This is a genomic window from Dialister pneumosintes, assembly GCF_001717505.1.
Lineage (GTDB): Bacteria > Bacillota > Negativicutes > Veillonellales > Dialisteraceae > Allisonella > Allisonella pneumosinta.
Map to the genome: position 1 here is coordinate 1,072,423 of NZ_CP017037.1, position 16,307 is coordinate 1,088,729.

General features: G+C 35.0%; 15 protein-coding genes and 1 CRISPR repeat array. Of the genes, 5 read left to right on the forward strand and 10 right to left on the reverse strand.

Annotated features, from left to right (window positions below; all coding sequences use genetic code 11):
• Positions 1-80: 80 nt before the first annotated feature.
• The 3 genes from BCB69_RS05290 to mnmG all read right to left on the reverse strand — a co-directional run bounded on the left by BCB69_RS05290 (position 81) and on the right by mnmG (position 3,957).
• Complete coding sequence (locus BCB69_RS05290; protein ID WP_069177217.1) at positions 81-1,292, reverse strand: class I SAM-dependent methyltransferase; 1,212 nt, start codon at positions 1,290-1,292, stop codon at positions 81-83.
• 92 nt (positions 1,293-1,384) lie between these two features.
• Positions 1,385-2,086 carry a 16S rRNA (guanine(527)-N(7))-methyltransferase RsmG gene (rsmG, locus tag BCB69_RS05295; RefSeq protein WP_022513262.1) on the reverse strand — a complete coding sequence of 234 codons (702 nt, stop codon included), beginning with the start codon at positions 2,084-2,086 and terminating at the stop codon, positions 1,385-1,387.
• Positions 2,083-3,957 (reverse strand): tRNA uridine-5-carboxymethylaminomethyl(34) synthesis enzyme MnmG, encoded by a 1,875-nt coding sequence (mnmG, locus tag BCB69_RS05300; RefSeq protein WP_069177218.1) that lies wholly within the window; start codon positions 3,955-3,957, stop codon positions 2,083-2,085. Before mnmG ends, rsmG begins: the two co-directional genes overlap by 4 nt.
• Positions 3,958-4,168: 211 nt before the next feature.
• Here mnmG and trxA point away from each other — a divergent pair, with 211 nt between their 5' ends.
• Positions 4,169-4,480, forward strand: a complete 312-nt coding sequence (gene trxA / locus BCB69_RS05305; RefSeq protein ID WP_069177219.1) for a thioredoxin — start codon at positions 4,169-4,171, stop codon at positions 4,478-4,480.
• A gap of 136 nt (positions 4,481-4,616) precedes the next feature.
• Entirely contained in the window at positions 4,617-5,111 is a 495-nt protein-coding gene (locus tag BCB69_RS05310; protein ID WP_022513265.1) for a ferritin, read from the forward strand.
• 120 nt (positions 5,112-5,231) lie between these two features.
• Here the strand turns inward: BCB69_RS05310 and BCB69_RS05315 are convergent, their stop codons facing one another.
• On the reverse strand, positions 5,232-7,040 hold the full coding sequence (locus BCB69_RS05315) for a phosphoethanolamine transferase (RefSeq protein WP_069177220.1): 1,809 nt from the start codon (positions 7,038-7,040) through the stop codon (positions 5,232-5,234).
• 117 nt (positions 7,041-7,157) lie between these two features.
• Here BCB69_RS05315 and BCB69_RS05320 point away from each other — a divergent pair, with 117 nt between their 5' ends.
• A complete protein-coding gene (locus BCB69_RS05320; protein ID WP_069177221.1) occupies positions 7,158-8,033 on the forward strand; it encodes a hypothetical protein in 876 nt (291 codons plus the stop codon).
• Positions 8,034-8,068: 35 nt separating this feature from the next.
• Here the strand turns inward: BCB69_RS05320 and BCB69_RS05325 are convergent, their stop codons facing one another.
• Positions 8,069-8,782, reverse strand: a complete 714-nt coding sequence (locus BCB69_RS05325; RefSeq protein WP_069177222.1) for a BUD32 family EKC/KEOPS complex subunit — start codon at positions 8,780-8,782, stop codon at positions 8,069-8,071.
• 177 nt (positions 8,783-8,959) lie between these two features.
• Here BCB69_RS05325 and BCB69_RS05330 point away from each other — a divergent pair, with 177 nt between their 5' ends.
• Complete coding sequence (locus BCB69_RS05330) at positions 8,960-9,982, forward strand: YitT family protein (RefSeq protein ID WP_083990024.1); 1,023 nt, start codon at positions 8,960-8,962, stop codon at positions 9,980-9,982.
• A 10-nt stretch (positions 9,983-9,992) separates the two neighbouring features.
• Positions 9,993-10,409 (forward strand): hypothetical protein, encoded by a 417-nt coding sequence (locus tag BCB69_RS05335; protein WP_069177223.1) that lies wholly within the window; start codon positions 9,993-9,995, stop codon positions 10,407-10,409.
• Between the two features lie 54 nt (positions 10,410-10,463).
• Here BCB69_RS05335 and BCB69_RS05340 read toward each other — a convergent pair whose 3' ends face one another.
• The 5 genes from BCB69_RS05340 to cas2 form a co-directional block, all read right to left on the reverse strand.
• Complete coding sequence (locus BCB69_RS05340; protein ID WP_069177224.1) at positions 10,464-11,723, reverse strand: GNAT family N-acetyltransferase; 1,260 nt, start codon at positions 11,721-11,723, stop codon at positions 10,464-10,466.
• A 26-nt stretch (positions 11,724-11,749) separates the two neighbouring features.
• On the reverse strand, positions 11,750-12,637 hold the full coding sequence (locus tag BCB69_RS05345) for a DUF2156 domain-containing protein (RefSeq protein WP_022514056.1): 888 nt from the start codon (positions 12,635-12,637) through the stop codon (positions 11,750-11,752).
• Positions 12,638-13,591: 954 nt separating this feature from the next.
• Complete coding sequence (locus tag BCB69_RS05350) at positions 13,592-13,810, reverse strand: DUF7675 family protein (RefSeq protein ID WP_022514055.1); 219 nt, start codon at positions 13,808-13,810, stop codon at positions 13,592-13,594.
• Positions 13,811-13,969: 159 nt separating this feature from the next.
• A CRISPR array of direct repeats spans positions 13,970-15,260; the repeat unit is 36 nt; unit sequence GTTTAACCATATTCGTGAATTACATCACTCTCAAAC.
• Positions 15,261-15,333: 73 nt separating this feature from the next.
• Complete coding sequence (gene csn2 / locus BCB69_RS05355; protein WP_069177226.1) at positions 15,334-16,005, reverse strand: type II-A CRISPR-associated protein Csn2; 672 nt, start codon at positions 16,003-16,005, stop codon at positions 15,334-15,336.
• Positions 16,002-16,307, reverse strand: a complete 306-nt coding sequence (cas2, locus tag BCB69_RS05360) for a CRISPR-associated endonuclease Cas2 (RefSeq protein WP_069177227.1) — start codon at positions 16,305-16,307, stop codon at positions 16,002-16,004. The genes csn2 and cas2 overlap by 4 nt, the downstream gene beginning before the upstream one ends.

Sequence of the window (16,307 nt, forward strand, 5' to 3'; positions counted from 1 at the left end):
TCTATTTAAAAGAAAGTTTAAAATGCTTAACTTCACTAATTATAGCATATAGTCCCTTAATATAAGCTTATTTTAAGTACTTAATTTTGGAATTGTTTTTGATAAGAAATTGCAAAAGAACGCATCAATAAAATCATGTTTGTCGGCGATAAAAGAGCATCTATATCTGCTGCAGAATGAATGATTATCTCCTCTTTTAAAAGATATTTTTCAAAAGCAACTTGTATTTGTTCCACCTCATATTGACGAACAGGTAATTCTACTTCTTTTCCTTCTATCAATTTCATTAATACTTTCATAACTACCGGTCTAAAGAAATATTCCATAAAACAACTCTCAATCCAATAAGTATGTATTGTTTTATGAAATCTTGCTGTTAACGGCATAAATTGCATATATAAAGATACCCCATCATAATAGCCGCCCCAAAAATCACTAAAAGCAATATCATATTCGCCATCTTTCTGCTGCTTTACGAACTCCAATGCATCGGCTTCTATAATGTGAATCTTATCTTTATGTGGAAATTGAATTAATATTTTATCTTTAAATAAAGAAATTACATCCGGATTTTTTTCGATAATGGTGACACTTTCTACATTTTCTTTTGCCGCTACCATAAATGCATAATAGCCAAGTCCCAATCCATATGTAATCACCTTACCATGTGCCAAGTCTATATCCTTTTGCATGGACTCAATTTCACTCACAACTACACTCATCCACACATTCCCATTTTCTAAAAGAGCTGGAAAATATATCTTTCTATCAAAAAAACCTAATTTTGCGTAAAAGAACGGATTGCTTTTATCATATGTTTGGTAGTATGCCTGAAAAAACTCATACGGCAAGGTATCTTTGGTAGAAAGAGTAATTGCCCCACAAGTTGTTGTATCTAATTTCACATTTTTATAATAAGGATTATCGGTAATAGACTCATAAGAATAATAGTGGATATGTTTTGAAATTTTATCAAAAACTTCCTCCATGAAATCTTCCGGGTTCCATATAGAAGTTAATTCATTATAAGGTGCAATTGGATTTTCCCCCTCATAAAGCTGATAAGCTACCTCACGAATATCTTCGCCAAACCCACAAGCTGTTATTGCATCAATTAAGTATTCTAATTTTTCTTTCTTATCAACACTTTCTACAAGTGTTTCCATATTCTCTAAATAAAGATGATCGGAAACGGCTCCTAACAAAAGATCATTGCATATACTTGCAATCAAAAAATGTTCCCATAATTCTTGGCATCGTTGTTGTATTTCTACAGTCTGCTGTACTTTCATGATGTTCTCCATCCATAAAATTATTTGTTTTTATTATACATGATATAAAAAGCTGCAATGAAAAATTTCTCTCATTACAGCTTTTATACTATTTACTTGATAGGATGGCGTTCCGCTTCCCCTGCTTTTCTAGGAAATCGTGTAGGTGTAACCCCATTTTTCTTAATATAGAGAATAGCTCGTTGCTCTCCGGATGGTAATGTTAACTCTTTAACAGCATCTACAGACGCATGCATACAATGTAAAATCGATTGTGACTCTCCCAATTCCGTTTCTGCTCCCGGACCTTTCATCGCTGCAAAAAAACCGCCTTTTTTTACAAAAGGCAATGCCCATTCAGAAATTACGGGTAAAGATTTTACCGCTCTGGCAGTAACTACATCAAATGCATCTCGATAAACGGGCTGTATAGCTGCATCTTCGGCACGGCTATGTACAACCTCTACATTTCTAAGACATAATAACTCTACCGCTTCTTGTATAAAAGAAAGCTTTTTTCTAATCGCATCCATTAATACGACCTGCATATCCGGTCGCAAAATCGCTAAAACAACACCCGGAAATCCTGCTCCTGTACCTAAATCAAGTATTCGCCCTTGTTCGGGAAAATATTTTTTGTCATATACAGTCAAAGAGTCATATATATTTTTTATCATACTTTCTTGTAAATCTTTAATACCGGTAAGATTCATGACCTTGTTTTTTTCCATAACTAAGTCATTATACTTTATAAGTAACTCTGCTCTTTCCAAACTTATAAATGCAAAGGACTTTACTATATCTTGCGCTGTCATTTAGAAACTCCCTTACGTTGCTTTAAATACACCATAAGTACTGTCATATCAGCCGGTGATACACCGGATATACGAGCTGCTTGCCCTAAAGATAACGGACGTATTTTATCTAATTTTTGTCTAGCTTCTATTGTAATACCTTCTATATGTAAGTAGTCAATATCTCGCGGAATTTTTTCATTCTCCATACGTGCGGCTTTGGTAATCGCTTTTTCTTGCCGTGCAATATACCCTTCATACTTAACAATAATTTCCATTTCTTCTGTAGCATCTAAACTAAACGGTGTGCAACCTAAAAATGTAACCATTTTTTCATAAGTCATTTCCGGACGTTTTAATATTTGATCTGCGCCAATACCTGTCGTAATAGGTGCTGAATTAGCCGACTTTAATGCGTCATTAGTTGTTTGCGTAGGGGTAAATCGCTTTGTACGAATATAAGTAAGTGCTTCTTCCAGTCTTGCCTGTCTTTCCAAAAAACGTTGATATCTCTCTTCTGTAACCAACCCAATTTGATATCCTTTTTCTGTAAGCCTAAGATCTGCGTTATCTTGACGAAGAATCAATCGATACTCACTACGACTTGTCATCATGCGATAAGGTTCATTCGTACCTCTTGTAACCAAGTCATCAATAAGAGAACCGATATATGCTTCATGACGAGCTAAAATAAACGGTTCTTTCCCTTGAATCTTTAATGCTGCATTAATACCTGCCATAAGCCCTTGGGCTGCAGCCTCTTCATAACCGGAAGTACCGTTAGATTGTCCTGCAGAATATAGCCCAGGAAGAGATTTTAATTCCAAAGTCGGATATAACTGTAACGGATCGAGTAAATCATATTCAATCGCATAAGCAGCACGCATAATTTGTACATTTTCAAGACCGGGAATTGTACGTAAAAAAGCATATTGCACATCAATAGGAAGGGAGGTCGACATCCCTTGTACATACATTTCATTTGTTTCCATACCTTCCGGTTCAACAAATAATTGATGTTGCTTTTTATCAGCAAAACGCACAATTTTATCTTCAATAGAAGGACAATATCTGGCACCTACACCATCAATCAACCCGGAAAACATAGGCGCTCTGGATAAATTAGCACGAATAATACTATGCGTAGTCTCATTTGTATAAGTCAGCCAACAAGTAGCATGATTTCTATCGACATCTTCATCCATAAAAGAAAAAGAATGATGATCCGGATCTCCTTCTTCCAATGACATATTTTCTAAAGTAAGAGTACGCTTATCTACACGACAAGGTGTTCCCGTTTTAAATCTCAGAAGTTTAATTCCATGCTTACGAAGATTTTCAGAAAATCCGGTACTGGGACGCATACCACTCGGTCCCCCTTTATACTTATGGTCACCGGTAATAATAGCACTTTCCAAGTAGGTTCCCGTACAAAGAATAACCGCTTTGGCACGGTATACTTCCCCTAACTCGGATATAACACCGCAAATGCGACCGTGTTCTTCCAATACATCTATAATCATCATCTGTTTTAAATCCAGATGTTCTGTATTCTCTACCACCTTTTTCATATAACGATGGTAAGCACCTTTATCAGACTGTGCACGAAGTGCATATACAGCCGGACCTTTGCTTCGATTTAACATGCGCATTTGAATAGCGGTTGCATCTGCAGCCATTCCCATTTCACCGCCCAGTGCATCCAGCTCTTTTACCAAATGACTTTTCCCCGGTCCCCCAATAGCAGGATTGCAGGGCATCATAGCTACATTATCTAAAGAAATTGTCGTAAGTAAAGTCTTGCATCCCATACGAGCCGCTGCCAAAGCAGCTTCACAGCCTGCATGTCCTGCTCCAACAACAATGACATCATAGCTATCAATCAAATACATTTTTTAACCTTCTTTCCCCTCCTGTCGGGAGGAAACACTCAATCATGATAGTTATTATACAAGTAAACAAGTAGCAAATAAAGAGCAGGATTAACCTATTATGTGTATTTATATTTTCTCTTGCTATTTTTTTACTTTGCGTTATACTATATATAGATTTTTTTAGATATAGTTTCTTCTTTTGAAAAAACTGATTATAAGGGGGTAACTCATGGAAATTATACTTACTAAAGATAACTTTGAAACAGAAGTTCTTAAATCTGAAAAACCGGTTCTCGTTGATTTTTGGGCAACTTGGTGCCCGCCCTGTCGATTATTGGGACCTGTTATTGCTGAAATTGCAGAAGAACAAATAACATCTTTAAAAGTAGGAAAAGTGGATGTAGATGAGCAAAAAGAACTTGCTTCACAATTTAATATTATGAGCATTCCTACCATGATTTTATTTAAAGACGGAAAAGTAGTAAAAGAAATTTTAGGTTACAAACCAAAAGAAGAAATTTTAAAACTTATTAACCTATAATAAGGAAATCTAGGAAATTCTCCATGTTTTATACAAACTCTCTATAAATAATTTATAAGTAGAGTTATAATAAAACTAGGCAAACCGTATTGCCATCTATTTATACAACACAAGGAGTTGTAAGGAGGAATGTATTATGAAATTAACTGCTTCTATGGAAAAAGCACTCAATGAACAGGTAGTAAAAGAGTTCCATTCTGCTTATTTATATCTGTCTATGGCAAAAGATATGAAAAGAGAAGGATTCCCGGGATATGCCGCTTGGCTCACAAAACAATACAACGAAGAAAGAGAACATGCATTAAAACTTTCTGACTATATTGAAGATCGTGACGGAACTACTGAATTCGGTGCTATTGATGCTATCACTACCCATTTTGAATGTCCGGTAGTCGTAGCGGAAGCTGCATTAAAACACGAAGAATATATTTCTGATTCCATCCGTACATTGTTTAAAAAAGCAAGAGCTGAGGGAGATTTAGAAACTGAAGTATTCCTCCAGTGGTATATCACTGAACAGGTAGAAGAAGAAGCTAATGCACATGATGTCCTCTCCGGATTTACAGCTTCTCATGAAGATACCGCAGCACTTCACCACTTTGATCATTTCCTCGGAAAGAGAAAAGACTAAAAAGTTAAACCGACAAAAACACGTACCTGCTACACACAGAGTGTAAATAGTACGTGTTTTTATTTTCCCCAAAAATAAGATTTCTATATACTTTATATCTTAATTTTAAGATAATTTCATTTAGCCATTAATATGGAAACCCAAATCATCACTTATTTTCTCTTTACCATGGAAAGTTAATGCTTGTTCTTTGGTAAGAGAGTATTGTGGTGATGAAAAATCATACTCCGGATTATAAAAATTAGTTTTTGCCTGAAAAAGTCCTGCTACGGTATCAAAAATTAAATCATTCGTAAAAACGATTTGTGCATGCTTTTTAAGCTGTACCATTAATTCAGGGTAAAGAGCTCTATACTCCGGTGATAAATAAACAAAAAATGGAATATGCACCATATCAAAGAAGAAGGGAGATGTACCATGATAATGAACCATATTTTCTCCATGGTCCGAAAAATATATCATAGCTTGTAAATGCATATGTTCTCTAGCGTACTCAAAAACATTTTTAAAAATCCAATCATTATAAGCTAAAGTAACATCATAGTCATGATCCGGATCCTGTGTTGAAATACCAAAATCATTCCAGCGATGTTCAGGTACACGAGATGTATAACTATAATGACTACCATTCATATGAACAAATATAACTCTTTTCTTTGCCGGTGGTAATTTTTGGATAACATCCAACATTTTTTCATCCGGATCTTGCTCCCAATATGTTCTATCACTACGTTCAGCAATCATAGTGACTGCTGCACTTGCCAACGAACTTCTAGATTGAAAAGATATCCAATCAGTCTCATATCCCGCTGCTCTTAAAGCATCCATAAGACTTATTGCATTTTTTAGAGAAGTATCCCCATATTGGTTAGCACTGGTCAACGCATAACTTAAGGACATAATAGTTGTGGGAAAATTAGAATAAGCTTTATAGCCAAGTGCAACATCCTCAGTCCCCACCATCTCAGAAAACCAAGGAGTAGTATTTTCTGCATAATGAGGAGTAAAAGCTTTCATGTGATCTCGATTCGCACTCTCGCCGACAATCACTATATAAGTGCCGTCAGGTGCTTGTTGTCCCTTTTGTAAAATAATATTCTCCGCGTTTTTATCAAGACTCCCATTCATTTGTTCAAGAAGAGCGTACGCACCATCACGTTTATGCATAGCGCGATAAATATTTAAAGGAAACACATGCATTGCCATGCGAATGAATCCACCTAAAAATAAAATAGTAACAAAAATAAGAGCTATTTTTCCGGAACGTGAATGACTCCTTGTTTTATCTACACAATATTTCCCTGTATTCATAAGAGAAAAAGAGCCTTTCATCGTTAAGAAAAATAAGAATAAAGTAAGAACTATAACACCTATAGTTCGGGTTGGAGAAACTACCGTTTCAAAAAATGCTTGTACTTCTTCGATATTAGTTGCCATAATAGCTATTAAAGCAAAAATATCCATCTCGCCCCCCATGGCAATATAGTATCCTACATAAACGAAGGGACAAACAGCGATAATAAATGCTGCCAATCCTTGTAAAAAATTCCATACCCATTGTCCTTTGCGTAAATGAGAGGCCCATGTAACAGAAAGATAAGGGAGCGTAAATAGTAAAGAAGCATACATATAGTAGTCGCCTAAATGTCTTTTTTCAGGCAATCCGACAAACCCATATGCCCAAGTAAAAATCCCTGCCCATAATACAGGTAATACTCCCGCATATGGTAATAACTTTCTTATAAATTCTTCTTTAAATATAGAAAGCATCCCCCATACAGTAATAAAAATAACTGCAACTGCCGTAATAAGTCGAGGTTTTAAATAGCTATCTAATGTGGTAAATTCTACGCCCTGTGAAAGAATTCCCATAAGGAATAAAACAAATGCTATCGTATATAATAATGAATGAATAATGATCTTCCTCATATGAACTCCTGATATATACATACAAATCGGCAAAACCGGATTCTATATAATGATTTTTATCTTGCTAATCTCCTTTATGGCTTTTATACTGAAAACAAATTACAAAGGAGGTGCTATATGAATTTTTTGTATAAAGAAAAACAAAAAATCAGTCTTTGGTGGAAAGGTATATCAAAAAAAGAAATTATCGTCTTTACTTTTAGCGCCATTACTTTGTTAACTTTAATTTTTATGTATTATAGGCAAATACATATATCCGGCTTATCTTCATGGCATCGTTTTTTACGCTGTATAGTAGAATCCTTTTTTCTGTTATTTTTAACACAATTAATGACCGGCAAGAGTATATTGCATCCCTTCTGGCGTATTGGATATTTCCCATTTGCATTGTGGATGACAATCTTCCCTTACTGCCTTACACATGCAATAAACAACACAACGCCTACTGACTTTAATCATCTAAGTCCCTATTTTTTAACCGGTATGGGAATATTTTTATTACTTTTCTTTGTTATGAATATCATTTCCAAAGCCGTTCTTGGTAAGAAAATGATGAGTTATATTACATTAGGATTAGTTGCTTACTTTTCAGCCATTCCTATGATTTACTTCCTACACACGCTATTAACCGGGTTAGTTATGACACCGCATGAACTATATATCGCCACTAATATGCCTACTACTTGGCTCTCTGTTATTATATACCCTAAAGTCGGTTTTGTCGGAAGTATCCTTTTATTTTTAAGTTTTATATTATACCTTATTATATACCACCGCTGGATTTGGTCGAGTGCTTACCATTTAAATCCTCGATGGAAAAACCAACGAGGCTCTCAAATTTCAATTATTTACCGCATTGTGCAAATCCTTGTATTTGCCGGATGTGTATGGCTAGTTATTCGGTGGAGCAGTGAATGCTTCCCTATGAAAGATTTTGAATCTTTAGAAGAATATGAAAATTACTTGGAAATGATTAAAACCACTCTTCCATAAAAATAAAAACTGATGAAATAAAATCATCAGTTTTTTTATTCTATTAAATATCGGTATAATTTCGAGAAAGCTTCTACATCCTTCATATGAAGAAAATCTAATGATTTAGCTATAACTCCTAACATACTGTATTTCTTTAAAAGAAGTTTTGCCTGTTCTTTAGTTTCCACCCCTACTATGGATAAATACCCATCTTCTAAAGCTTTAATAAAAGATGGATAATCATAAGGCTCTCGATATAAGCTAAGTAACATCAATAAATAATCCACTGCTTTTCTATTATCCAAATTCTCAAAAAAAGGAGTATTTTCCCAATCAATTAAAGTAATCTTTTCCCCGTCATATAAAAAATCACGTAAAGAAGGTCTCCCATGCGTAATACCTGCATGATGCAATTTACCCAAAGCCGTTCCTGCATCAAAAAGAATTTGTAACCGTTTTTCATCCTCAATATCAGACTCTATCCAGTCTCCGACAGAACAACCGGCACCTTCCGTAATCATATATTCTGCACAAAGATAAACTATTTTAGGTGAAAGTTTTGTTTGTACATAAGCAATGGAAGATCTTGCAATCTCAGCATAAAACTGTTGATTGACCGATTTTTTAGCAAACTGTTTACGTCCGTTTGATAAACGTCTTTTAATCCAATAAGTTTTCCCAAAATAAGGAAAACTTACATTTCTATAAGCAGGGTGGGTTTCCATCACTTTTTCAGCTTCTTTTATAAACTGTTCATCAGTAATCATAAAATCCTCCCTCTTTATAATACAAATTTCTTAGCGAATATAGTGTATCAGAAACTCATTTTTATAGCAAAATATGCATAGTCATTTCTTGTTTACTTCGTCCACTCATGGTAGAATATTACGAATAAAAACACAATAATTAAAACTAATAAACGAATACATATAAATGAGGTATTTATGAAAAACCAAACAGGATCTAAACCATTATATATCCGCCATTGTTTAATTACATTGCTAATAACTCTTATCGGTAATTTCCTATATGCGGTAGGGTTAAATTTATTTTTCGTTCCCCATCAATTTTTGGCCGGCGGTCTGGCCGGAATTGCAATGATTAGCTTTTATTTAACGGGAATTCCCATCGGTATAACCAACTTAGTATTAAATATCCCTTTATTGGGGCTTTCCCTTCGCTATATGGGTAAATTTTATACCATTCTTACTATTATCAGTACTATTGCACTCTCTGTATTTATTGATTTAACAAGCGGGCTTGCCGCTCCGATTTTAATTAAAAACCCACTCGTTTCTGCTATTGCCGGTGGCGTTATTATCGGTATAGGTAATGGCATCCTTTACCGTTTCGACAGCAATAGCGGTGGTTTGGATGTGATTGGCGCTATCCTCAAAAAATATTATAATTTAGACATCGGATATGTTGTGTTTGCACTAAATTTCCTCATCGTGGGAGTAAGTGCTATCATATTCTCATTAGAGCCTGCGGTATGTACACTCATCGGTATGTACTTAACAGCTACCATGTCCAACCGTGTAGTTATCGGATTTGCACAACGTAAAGCTGCTTTCATTGTGTCAGATAAACCTCTAGAAATTACAGATGCTATTTTACGAGAAATAGGTCATGGTGCTACACTCCTTGAAGGACAAGGTGGATTCAGTGGCGATAAAAAACATATTATATTTGCAATTGTTGATTTATTACAAATTTCCAAACTGCATCTCATTATTCATGAAATTGATCCGGCGGCATTCCTATTTATTATGAACACAACGGATGTTATTGGACGAGGATTTACCAAGCCATTACATACAGGCTCTCATCCTATAAAATCCTCACGCTACACGATTGCCAAAGATGGAACTTTAATCCCTACAAAGATTTGGGAGTATGAAATGAATTGTGAAGCCAATCCTTCTATGGAAGAGATGCAGTCTCCGCCGAAAATTGATAATAAGTAAAGGAGGCCATATGTCATTACGAACTTTTATCCTTTCAATCACTTTATTGTTTTTTAGCCCTATATGGGGATTAGCCAATGTTCCGGAAAATACGGCACATATTCTTTCTTATACCAGTTATAGTTCCAGTGAAATCTTTAAAGACGGCTCTCATACTTCATCTACCTCTTCTTCAACCATGTACTTCAATGATGAAACGGGAGCACTGCTTTCTTTTGAAGTACAAACTGATGGACAGACCATGTCTATTATCATCCGAAAGAACGGTATAAAAATATGGAGTGAGTCTTTCAAAGAATCCAGTCCGCATTATACGATTACACGAAAAAGAGATAAAGAAGTCATGTCATTCCTTATGCAATTAGGTCATAGAACTTATCTGGCTTCCTATGCTCCTGACGGACAATTAATCGTTACACAACAATAACAAAAAGAGGAACACTATATAGTGTTCCTCTTTTATAATACGTTACTATACTATTCAATACCATTCATTAATCCAGTTAGCTTGCTTATTCCAAACTTTCATCATGAACCGAGTCACTTTTTCTCTCTTACTTTCATCGGTCGTAAGCCAAGTAATCATATCTCGATGCAAAAGCTCTTTAAAATCCGAAGCACCAAAAACCAATTCATTTAATGCCGGAATATTCATACAAAAAGCCGGTTCCGGTATATGATGATCTAAATCAACACCTGCCATATCTTCAACATGAATTCGTAAATTGTAGAATACATCATCTTGTAACGCATGAATATATCCATTTTCTGCATTGAGCATATAAATTCCATTATTTTCTGATAATACGGAATCTACCAATTGAAATGAAAACTCACCATCCAAGTCTTTATCACAAGGCATACCGTCCATAGCAGCAACGGGGTCTATAATACGACACATCATAAATGGGAATGTTTTGTTTTCTATATAGATATGCTCTGCACCATTAGGCCAATAATAAAAAGAACGATCATCTAAAGGTTCAAACCAACTGCAACGTGCAATAGATCCACGATGACCTGCCATGAAAAAGTAAAGTTCCTCTCGTCCCTTATTCGAAGAATATGCCATTTCCCCTGCCAAAAGATGTGTATCATTTACACCATAGAAAAGATATCCGGCAGCTCCGGTTTCATCTCCGACCACTGCAATATATCCTTCTTCTAATTGTCCTTCAATTAATCTTCGCCAAGAACTTTCCTCACGAATTGAAAATCCATTTCTTCCCTTTATAAAAGTACGATATATGCCATCCAATAACTCCCATTCGTCAGGAGATGAAAGGGTCTTCACCCAACTTGGTTTTGATCCGACCTTTCCCAACCACTCCGGTGACGTTTCTCTCTTCCATTGGTGTACATAGAAAGAACATCCTAACGGTTGATAAAAAGATGCGTCGGAAGGCATAAGAATCATAGTGGAATTTCCATTAGAACGAGAAAATCGAAAGGCATTTTTTAATAATTTTTTCCCAATACCATTTCCACGTGCAGCTGGATGTGTAGCAAGCCCTACTGCATAATCCACCAATAGAGAATTTCCACGTAAACAAATTTCATAAGGTCTTAAATGCACAGCAGCTGCAATATTTCCCTGTTCTTCAGCAACAACGACATTGTCATGTTCATAAATTTTTGAGAAAAACCATTGAAAAAATGCTTCATCCGGCTTTTCAAAACAATATGCCCATAAAGACTTAATATCTTTACTGTCAGATTCTTTCGCTCTCCTAAATTGCATATACAATCCCTCAAACATCAAACTGCTTATTCATTACTTGCTAACATTACATTATATTTTTCTGCAAAATGATCCGGATGATATTCCATCTTTGCTTGTCGAAGTCCGGGAATACCTAAATCTTCCTCTCGATTTACAAATAAGGTATCTGCAAATTCATGCATAATGAAATCTCTGTTAATAACTTGATATAATCCTCTAATTTCCGGATTTGCTTTTTCAAAATGAATATGAGCTACTCTATCATTAAGCTTATCTCCAATGGAAAAGGCTTCTATTCGTCCATAGATACGAATAACAGCACCTTTGACACCTAACTCTTCCCAATAGTCAAAACAACGCTGTATAGATACCATTTCATCCTCAATATCACCATGTCGCTTAAACCAAGCTGCACAAGCTTCTTTCACTTCTGCCATATTTTCAAGAGTAATCGGTTCATATACATAATCCGGATATTCACGTAAAAAACTATTTAAATGGTTCTTTTTCATTCTAAATTTTTTACCCGAAAGACGAATTAAATCTTCCGTCTTATAAATATATTCAAAATCATCTCTAAACTCTTCAAAAGTATACGTGTGCTTACAAACATTCTTAATTTGTTCTACCACCCAAGGAGATGCACCCATCAGACGGAATGGCTTACCTTGCGATTCCAAATGCTGCTTTATCACTTCAAGACCATGTTTAAAAGAAGCACCTTCTCCCTCAAACGGCGGCATAAAATATGCCATATCACCTCGACCGGCTCTGATGAAAAGAATATTATCCTCTACAGCCCAAACAGTATTATATGCATGCTGCCATAAAAACAAAGTATTAAATGAACAATCACATTGTTCATAATGATGTTCCCCAAAAAAAGAATTAATGTAGTCTTTATCCTTTATATCAAAGGAATGAAATTCCATGCTTACTCCTCACCGTAGTTATAACAACTACTATTCCCTATTTTATTTTATATTTAATATTATAAATCTACTAGTATTGTAGCACATTCATCAACCGGGCAGGGTTCTTATTTTTTATGTGCATTCCACATGGACATTTTTATAATATTTATACCCACAAAAAGTAAAATCCCCCATATAAAGCCGATTATTTTAAAAAGACTGTAAAAAAATAATCGCAATAGGTTTATGAAATATAAGTATTTCACAAACTGTTCATAAGTTATTCATTTTTTCACTATCATAAAATTTTCAATAATTATCGAAGATAATCACAATATGTCCTTCTTTCCCTCAAGTTTTTTATAAAGTTATCCACAACTATTCACAGCATCCTGTGTACATCTCCAGTGTACAACCTTCGAATAATCCTGATAATATCGTATTTTCAATATATATACGTATTGAAAATACACATGCCTCTCCATGAATGTGAATAACACTGTGAATAAGTTGAATAACTCCCACTTTAATTAGAAAAAATGCCACCAAACAAAAAATCGATGAACAAATATTCGAATTATTCACAGGCTCGATATGGTCGAAATTCCTTCCATTTTTCAGCTATTTTCATTTAAAAATAACAAATAAATGCGAAGTAAATTGAACTTTTGTTCCCTTACTGCAAAAAATACGCTGCAGCCATTTTTTATATGCATAATAAATGTACAATAAAAAAACAGCTCCCTATCAAAAGAGCCGCTCTTAATATAAATAACCATTAAATATTTAACCATTTTTATAAATTACATCACTCTCAAACTTGTTTACCTCTATGGGTATATAAAATAAAATTCTTTACTGAATATTTATTTCCACTTTTTACCTTAACATTCTACACATGACAATTACATCACTCGCAAACCTTGTTAAGTGCTTAAATTCATGTTTACTTGTTTAAAACGCTTTAATCTTTTATGCCGTTCGTTCTGCAAAAAACTTTTTCCAGTAGGGATTCTCTTTATCAAAAATTTCTTTTTGCTCTGCCGTTAAATTATGCGGATAGTCAGCAAACAGGTTAAAAATTTTTATTTTATCGAACGAAAACTCTCTAACTCCAACCTTTTCTGGCAAATCCACCCAATAAATGGAATCTGTTGACTTGTTCTTATAAAACGTTACCTTATTTGACACTTCCTTCATCCCCTTTCAATTGTTTATTCTCAAGCGTGTTAATATATCCTAGCAACACTTCAAATTCCTCTGAATCTTTTAAGGTATCAACGTCAATCATAAATCCGTCCGTTAAATCCCCTGTGCTATTGCCACAACCAAAAAGTTGCGATAGCGTGTGTTTAACCATATTCGTGAATTACATCACTCTCAAACGCTACAGCCTGAACGCTATCGAGAACTTCCGTTTAACCATATTCGTGAATTACATCACTCTCAAACTATTAGTTAAAGGCTTGTTCGTTGGTTCTAGTTTAACCATATTCGTGAATTACATCACTCTCAAACATAGCTAAGAGGCTAAACGTTTCTTATAATGTTTAACCATATTCGTGAATTACATCACTCTCAAACCCGGATACATCTCAATAGGTGTTGATTCAGGTTTAACCATATTCGTGAATTACATCACTCTCAAACTGACGAGGCATCAAGCATCGACAATCACATGTTTAACCATATTCGTGAATTACATCACTCTCAAACTATATTGATATGCCTGTTACTGTCCCGTGTGTTTAACCATATTCGTGAATTACATCACTCTCAAACTCGCATCTTCATGTAGCACCTGTCTGAGAGGTTTAACCATATTCGTGAATTACATCACTCTCAAACGACGTTTACCACGTAACAATACCTTAGCACGTTTAACCATATTCGTGAATTACATCACTCTCAAACCAATATCAGACACTGCTGTTATTGGAACCCGTTTAACCATATTCGTGAATTACATCACTCTCAAACGAGGGAATTTATACTTTTATAGTTCCCAAAGTTTAACCATATTCGTGAATTACATCACTCTCAAACTGGCAAGGGCTACCGCCTAAAAGTAAATCAGTTTAACCATATTCGTGAATTACATCACTCTCAAACTATCAAATATTAAACTAACACAAAAAATTAGTTTAACCATATTCGTGAATTACATCACTCTCAAACCTAGCCGCTGACGTGCTTTTGCGAGTACGTGTTTAACCATATTCGTGAATTACATCACTCTCAAACAATGCAACTATTACAGGAGCTACCACTGGCGTTTAACCATATTCGTGAATTACATCACTCTCAAACTTTGTCCGCAATTTCTTTTCCTTTTTTAATGTTTAACCATATTCGTGAATTACATCACTCTCAAACCGACCAGACGAGTGGAGCAACAAAAGTAAAGTTTAACCATATTCGTGAATTACATCACTCTCAAACTTTGTCCGAAATTTCTTTTCCTTTTTTAATGTTTAACCATATTCGTGAATTACATCACTCTCAAACAGAGCACGTTTATAAAGAGCGTTGACTATCGTTTAACCATATTCGTGAATTACATCACTCTCAAACTAATGAAAAAGCAATATGGTTGTCTGGCAAAGTTTAACCATATTCGTGAATTACATCACTCTCAAACCTCAATTCGCTAGTAGTCGCAAATCGAGATTCTCTACAAGTGGATACACCCCACCGGATGTCGTAATTCCTTGTTAGAAAATCTGACAAAGATCTTCATCAATGATTAAACAACTTTCTTGTTCTATTGTATCATGACATGCCCCCTCCAGTAACAAAAATGGAATTTCTTCTTCCATCGCACAAGTATAAAACTCTTTTCGCATCGATTTGGGTAAATAGATACGGAATTGATTAAATATAAAACAAGTTTTCCCGAATAACTCTGTCCAAAGTTTCATATATTCAATCATCTTTTCCATTACATTTAAATCGGATGTATCGACTTGTACATGTACGGCTTTAAATAAATTAGCTACATCCGGATTCCAGTCATAGGTAAGTGGTATGGGAAGTTCTTGTTCCAGCTCTTGTAAATAACTGAGTACATGCTGCATAACCGCTTTTGTTTTCATATAATGTTGTTCATTATTCGCTTCTTCTTTCAAACGATTACACAGTCTTTTAGTCACAACTGCCGTTGAAAAATCCATAGTCCAAGGACTTAAGAGAAGTTGTACATGTTTTCGAAAATCTAAAATTTCTCCATCATCAGATAATACAAAAGAACCTTCTTTGCCTTCCGTTTGTTGATACAATTCCTCTACTACCTGATAGTAGTAAGTAGGATTTTCTATCGATACAATGGGAACACTCTTAAAATCAAATACGATTTGTTTCTCCCATTCCGGATGTACTAATTTCATACAATCACCAACCGTTCATCCGAATCTACCACTTCTTCTTGAACATGACCCGTTACTAATTCCATATTGGCATATTGTTTTTCTGTAATCATCATCATTTGAATAAGACCGTGTTTAGGAGCTTCTATCCGTACATGTCCCATGACTGCTTGTGCAGCAGGCACATTTTGTACGATTTTACTGTATACGGATTCTTGCATCATAATAAATCCGTTTCGAATTAAAAATTTCCTAAACTGCGTATACGCTCGCCTATCTGCCAACGTTTCTACAGGTAAATCAAATAATACCAACACACGCAT

What these genes read in the sequence shown, in the direction of transcription:
- BCB69_RS05290 (WP_069177217.1), bottom strand. Translation starts at nt 1,292, where the DNA reads ATGAAAGTACAGCAGACTGTAGAAATACAACAACGATGCCAAGAATTA.
- rsmG (WP_022513262.1), bottom strand. Translation starts at nt 2,086, where the DNA reads ATGACAGCGCAAGATATAGTAAAGTCCTTTGCATTTATAAGTTTGGAA.
- mnmG (WP_069177218.1), bottom strand. Translation starts at nt 3,957, where the DNA reads ATGTATTTGATTGATAGCTATGATGTCATTGTTGTTGGAGCAGGACAT.
- trxA (WP_069177219.1), top strand. Translation starts at nt 4,169, where the DNA reads ATGGAAATTATACTTACTAAAGATAACTTTGAAACAGAAGTTCTTAAA.
- BCB69_RS05310 (WP_022513265.1), top strand. Translation starts at nt 4,617, where the DNA reads ATGAAATTAACTGCTTCTATGGAAAAAGCACTCAATGAACAGGTAGTA.
- BCB69_RS05315 (WP_069177220.1), bottom strand. Translation starts at nt 7,040, where the DNA reads ATGAGGAAGATCATTATTCATTCATTATTATATACGATAGCATTTGTT.
- BCB69_RS05320 (WP_069177221.1), top strand. Translation starts at nt 7,158, where the DNA reads ATGAATTTTTTGTATAAAGAAAAACAAAAAATCAGTCTTTGGTGGAAA.
- BCB69_RS05325 (WP_069177222.1), bottom strand. Translation starts at nt 8,782, where the DNA reads ATGATTACTGATGAACAGTTTATAAAAGAAGCTGAAAAAGTGATGGAA.
- BCB69_RS05330 (WP_083990024.1), top strand. Translation starts at nt 8,960, where the DNA reads ATGAAAAACCAAACAGGATCTAAACCATTATATATCCGCCATTGTTTA.
- BCB69_RS05335 (WP_069177223.1), top strand. Translation starts at nt 9,993, where the DNA reads ATGTCATTACGAACTTTTATCCTTTCAATCACTTTATTGTTTTTTAGC.
- BCB69_RS05340 (WP_069177224.1), bottom strand. Translation starts at nt 11,723, where the DNA reads ATGCAATTTAGGAGAGCGAAAGAATCTGACAGTAAAGATATTAAGTCT.
- BCB69_RS05345 (WP_022514056.1), bottom strand. Translation starts at nt 12,637, where the DNA reads ATGGAATTTCATTCCTTTGATATAAAGGATAAAGACTACATTAATTCT.
- csn2 (WP_069177226.1), bottom strand. Translation starts at nt 16,005, where the DNA reads ATGAAATTAGTACATCCGGAATGGGAGAAACAAATCGTATTTGATTTT.
- cas2 (WP_069177227.1), bottom strand. Translation starts at nt 16,307, where the DNA reads ATGCGTGTGTTGGTATTATTTGATTTACCTGTAGAAACGTTGGCAGAT.